Origin of the sequence: Cupriavidus basilensis, assembly GCF_029335485.1 — a bacterium.
GTDB classification, from domain to species: Bacteria; Pseudomonadota; Gammaproteobacteria; order Burkholderiales; family Burkholderiaceae; genus Cupriavidus; species Cupriavidus basilensis_E.
On the sequence record NZ_JARJLM010000725.1, the window covers coordinates 1 to 4,570 of the forward strand.

Below are 4,570 nucleotides of genomic sequence, written 5' to 3' on the forward strand. Positions count from 1 at the left end.
TTGATGGCGTTTTCAAGGGCGGCACGGAAATCATCGCGGTTCATCAGTTCGGCCATTGGGGGCTCCTGTGGCAACGGGTTCAAGGTTGGGGGACTGCGTGGCGTGGTCCGGAAGCATCGATCCGATACCTTGATGCAAATTGTATACTATCTACAGTTTTTGAAAAGAGCGAAGGGATGCCGAGATACAAAAAAAGCGAGGCCAGGGGCCTCGCTCTTCCAATATCAGGCAACCATCGCGACCAAGGCCGCAAGCACCGCCCTGCCCGCTAGCGCCAGAGCAGCATGGCGCACACCGTGGAAACGCTCAGCCCGATCAGCACCGGCACCAGCAAGGCCCGCACCGCATCGAGCACCGGCACGCGCGCAAAGCCCGCCACCGCGATCAGCGACGACCACGCGATCAGCGTGCCGCCGCCGGTCCAGACCGCGCCCATCTGGCCGATGGCCGCCAGCGTGGCGGAATCGAATCCCACCACCGGGCCCAGCGCGCCGGCCAGCGTGCCGGTGAGCGGCAGGCCGGCAAAGCCGGAGCCGTCGATGCCGGTGATCATGCCCACCAGCAGCACGCCGAAGGCCACCAGCACGTGGTTGTCGGGAATCAGGTGCTGGTAAGCCTGGATCAGCTCGAACAGCAGGCTGGGCGCCTTGTCCACGCTGACGCCGAGGATCTGCGCCGCGGTCTCGCCCGCGCCCACAAAGAAGAAGCCCGCGATCGGCAGCACCGAACCCATCGCCTTGAAGGCGAAGACAAAACCATCAGTGATGTGCTCGGGACAAACATCGAGCATCTTGCGCGGCCCCTCGGCGGCCAGCGTGGCCAGCATCATCAGCAGCGCCGCGACGCCACCGACCAGCGCGGCGGCGTCGCCCCCCTTGAGCTCGGGCAGCCCGCTACCCATCTTGGGCACCACCATCACCGCCACCACCCCGAAAAAGGCAAGCGGCGTAACGAGCGCAAAGCACTTCGACCACTTCACGCGGCGCAGCGCCACCATGGCCAGGCTGCGCTCGATATTGGAATCGGTGGCCAGCGGCTCGGCATGCTCGGTACCGCGGGCGATCTCGGCCTTGTCGAAGGTGCCGGCGTGCTCCACCTGCGGATCGGCGCCGCTGGCGCGGGCCTGCCAGCTGGTGAGCAAGGTGCCGCTGGCCGGCACGATGTGCTTGCGCATCGACAGGTAAGCCAGGGTCAGTGCGATGGCGCCGGTAATGATCGACAGCACCAGCGCGCGGTCCGCCACCACCGCCGCGCTGACCGCGGCCCCGGCCGCCTTGGCGCTGATGCCCGGCGCCACGCCGATCACATAGTCCGACGAGAGCGCCATGCCCTGGCCGGCAATCGCGATCGCCATGGCGCCAGCCAGCGGCGGCAGGCCCGCGGCGATTGCCGCGGGCAACAGGATGGCCGACACCAGCGGCACCGCCGGCGTAGGCCAGAAAAACAGGGAAATCACATAGGTGATGCCAGCGAGGATGAAGAACGCCGAATGGCCGTTCTTCATCACCACGCGGAACGGCTCCACCATGCGGATATCCGAGCGCAGCGTTTTCAGCGCATTGAGCAGCGCGGTCATGAAGGCGATCACCAGGAAGATGTTGAACAGCTCCTTGGCCGCCACCAGGCTTGCCGAAAAGATCCCGCCCAGCGCCGACACCGGGCTGCCGGTGAGCGCGAACACCACCAGGAACGTGCCCAGGATCGACGGTACGACCACATTGGCCCGCAGGATCATGGTCATGACGATCACCGCCACGCCCACCAGGTAGATCCAGTGTGCCGCCCCTATCGCTACTTCGTGTTGCATGTATTCCCCTTGGATCTTTGTCTGTAGAGACCATCGTCTGTCGACGCTCGGGGCTATGGCTGCCCCATGAACGTATACTATATTCTTGATTGAGATCAAAACAAGGGAAATATGACTGAGCTAGGGATTCCACCCAGACTGGTGCAATCCCTTATTTTACCGCGCCAATAAAGGGCATTCAGGCACCTTTTGCGGGCTGGCGCAGCCCATTCCCTAAAACACCGATGCCTATCTCTTGTATTTTTATGTAGACTGTATACCAATAATTCACAGTTCTTCCATCCCAAGGCCACCATGACACTTTCCACCCTCCTACCCGCCGGCATCACGGCCTGGCAATTCGGCATGATGGGGGCCCTGATCCTGGCCGGCGCCTGCCTGCAGGGCGTTGGCGGGATCGGCTTCTCCATGGTGTCGGCCCCGGTCGCCGTGCTGTTTTTCCCGCAACTGGCCCCTGGCCCCCTGCTTGCCATGGGCGGACTGGTCTCGCTGCTCGGCGCCCTGCGCGAGTTCCGCGCCATTGCCTGGCGGGCGGCGGGCAATGCACTGGCGGGCCGCGCCGCCGGCACGCTGGTGGCGGTGGCGGCCATGACGCAGTTGCCGGCCGACCTGCTGGCGCTGGTGTTCGCGCTGTCGATCCTGGCGGCGGTGGGCCTCAGCCTGCTGGGCTGGCGGGTGCGGGCATCCAGCCTGAACATGGCTGTCGCGGGCGCCGCGTCCGGCTTCATGGGCACGGTCACCTCGGCCGGCGCACCGCCCTTCGCCATCGTCATGCAGCACCTGCCGCCTGCGCAGTTGCGGGCGACCATCGGCTGCATCCTGTGCGCCGGCGCCGCCTTCTCGCTGGCCATGCTGTCCGCCGCCGGCCGCTTCGGCCTGGACGATCTCTGGCTCAGCGCGAGCCTGTCGCCGATGCTGCTGATCGGCTTTGGCGTCTCGAACCGCCTCAAGAACCGCTTTCCGGCGAAGGCCGTGCGCCGGTTGCTGCTGGCACTGTGCAGCGCCGGCGCGCTCGGCGTGCTGATCAAGCTCGCCCTGCCCGCCTGAGGCTTCGCTTGCCTTTTCCCCACATGCCCATCCTTTCCCTCATCGTTCACCCAGAGCGCATCGCGCCAACCCAGGAACCCAGGAAACAGACCATGCTGCATATCACTGACGAGATGATCGACCGCCACGTCAACCCCGCCGACGTCCAGCAAGTGATGCTGGACGCCTTTCGCAGCTTCGGCGAAGGCAAGGCGGCCATGCAGGAGCGCATCCGCACCGAGGCCGGCGGCGTCAAGCTATCCACGCTGGGCGCGGTGATTCCCGAGCAGCAGGTGGCGGGCGCCAAGGTCTACACCACCATCAAAGGGCAGTTTTCCTTTGTCATCCTGATCTTCTCGACCGAGGATGGCCGCCCGCTGGCGTCATTCGATGCCGGCGCCATCACCCGGCTGCGCACCGCGGCCTGCTCGGTACTGGCCGCGCGCCATCTCGCCCGCGCCGGCGCGCGAGTGCTGGCCCTGTTCGGTGCCGGCACGCAAGGCGTGCAGCATGCGCGCCAGCTGGCCGCCGCGCTGCCGCTCGAGCGCATCCTGCTGTCCGACCCGTACGCGGATGCCGCCATGCCCGAGCGCCTGGCGCAGTGGTGCGGCATCCCGGCGGCCTTTGCCGAACCGGACCAGGCGGCAGCCCAGGCCGATATCGTGGTCACTGCCTCGCGCTCCACCACCCCGCTGTTCTCCGGCCATGCGCTCAAGCCCGGCGCCTTCGTCGCAGCGATCGGCTCGAGCCTGCCGCACACCCGCGAACTGGATGACGTAGCGCTCGCGCGCGCCAGCAAGCTGGTGGTGGAATGGCGCCCCCAATCGATGCGCGAGGCAGGCGACATCGTGCTGGCCGACCCCGCCGCGCTGCCGGCCGGCAAGATCGTCGAACTGGCCGAGGTGGTAACCGGCAGCGTGCAGGCGCGCGGCAGCGACGCGGACATCCTGATCTACAAGTCGGTGGGCGTCGGGCTGGAGGATGTGGCGCTGGCGGGCTTCGCCTACCGGCAGATTGCCGCGGCGGGTGAAGCCAAAGCCGCATGAACGCCAGATATCAGGCACGAATACCGTGCGCAGACAAAATCGCCTCAAACCCTCTTTCGCAAAACTGTAGATAGTATACAATTTGTATCAAGGTATCGGATCGATGCTTCCGGACCACGCCACGCAGTCCCCCAACCTTGAACCCGTTCCCACAGGAGCCCCCAATGGCCGAACTGATGAACCGCGATGATTTCCGTGCCGCCCTTGAAAACGCCATCAAAGGCAAGAGCGCCAACAAGGCCCCCTTCAGCGTGGCATGGGCCAGCGGCAAACTCTCCCGCGACCACCTCGCCCGCTGGGCCGAGAACCACTACCACTACGTCGGCCCCTTCGCCGACTACCTCGCCTACCTCTACGCCCGCACCCCCGACCGCTTCACCGAAGCCAAGGACTTCCTGCTGGCCAATATGTATGAAGAGGAAATCGGCGGCGATCGCCACACCGACCTGCTGATCCGCTTCGCCGAGGCCTGCGGCACCACCCGCGAGCGCGTGCTCGACCCCGACAATATGTCCCCCACCACCCGCGGCCTGCAAAGCTGGTGCTATGCCGTGGCCATGCGCGAAGACCCCGTCGTCGCCGTGGCCGGCCTGGTGGTCGGCCTCGAATCCCAGGTGCCCTCGATCTACCGCAAGCAGACCCCCACCCTGCGCGACAAGTACGGCTTCACCGACGAGGAGGTCGAATTCTT

The 4,570-nt window shown here is 65.8% G+C and carries 5 protein-coding genes; 4 read left to right on the forward strand and 1 reads right to left on the reverse strand.

The features are described from left to right. Positions 1 to 272: hypothetical protein (locus tag P3W85_RS44815; RefSeq protein ID WP_276269566.1), on the forward strand; the 272-nt coding region annotated here is incomplete at its 5' end. Here the strand turns inward: P3W85_RS44815 and P3W85_RS44820 are convergent. Beyond that, complete coding sequence (locus P3W85_RS44820) at positions 269 to 1,807, reverse strand: hypothetical protein (RefSeq protein ID WP_276269567.1); 1,539 nt, start codon at positions 1,805 to 1,807, stop codon at positions 269 to 271. The two genes, P3W85_RS44815 and P3W85_RS44820, sit on opposite strands and share 4 nt — an antisense overlap. 294 nt (positions 1,808 to 2,101) lie before the next feature. Here P3W85_RS44820 and P3W85_RS44825 point away from each other — a divergent pair, with 294 nt between their 5' ends. From P3W85_RS44825 to P3W85_RS44835, 3 genes are all read left to right on the forward strand, one after another. Continuing rightward, positions 2,102 to 2,854, forward strand: a complete 753-nt coding sequence (locus tag P3W85_RS44825; RefSeq protein WP_276269568.1) for a sulfite exporter TauE/SafE family protein — start codon at positions 2,102 to 2,104, stop codon at positions 2,852 to 2,854. 92 nt (positions 2,855 to 2,946) lie between these two features. Then, on the forward strand, positions 2,947 to 3,879 hold the full coding sequence (locus P3W85_RS44830) for an ornithine cyclodeaminase family protein (protein ID WP_276269569.1): 933 nt from the start codon (positions 2,947 to 2,949) through the stop codon (positions 3,877 to 3,879). Between the two features lie 164 nt (positions 3,880 to 4,043). Beyond that, positions 4,044 to 4,570: TenA family transcriptional regulator (locus P3W85_RS44835; protein WP_276269570.1), on the forward strand; the 527-nt coding region annotated here is incomplete at its 3' end.

Bases quoted from the DNA above. Each gene is read 5' to 3' on its own strand.
- P3W85_RS44820 (WP_276269567.1), bottom strand. From the start codon at position 1,807: ATGCAACACGAAGTAGCGATAGGGGCGGCACACTGGATCTACCTGGTG.
- P3W85_RS44825 (WP_276269568.1), top strand. From the start codon at position 2,102: ATGACACTTTCCACCCTCCTACCCGCCGGCATCACGGCCTGGCAATTC.
- P3W85_RS44830 (WP_276269569.1), top strand. From the start codon at position 2,947: ATGCTGCATATCACTGACGAGATGATCGACCGCCACGTCAACCCCGCC.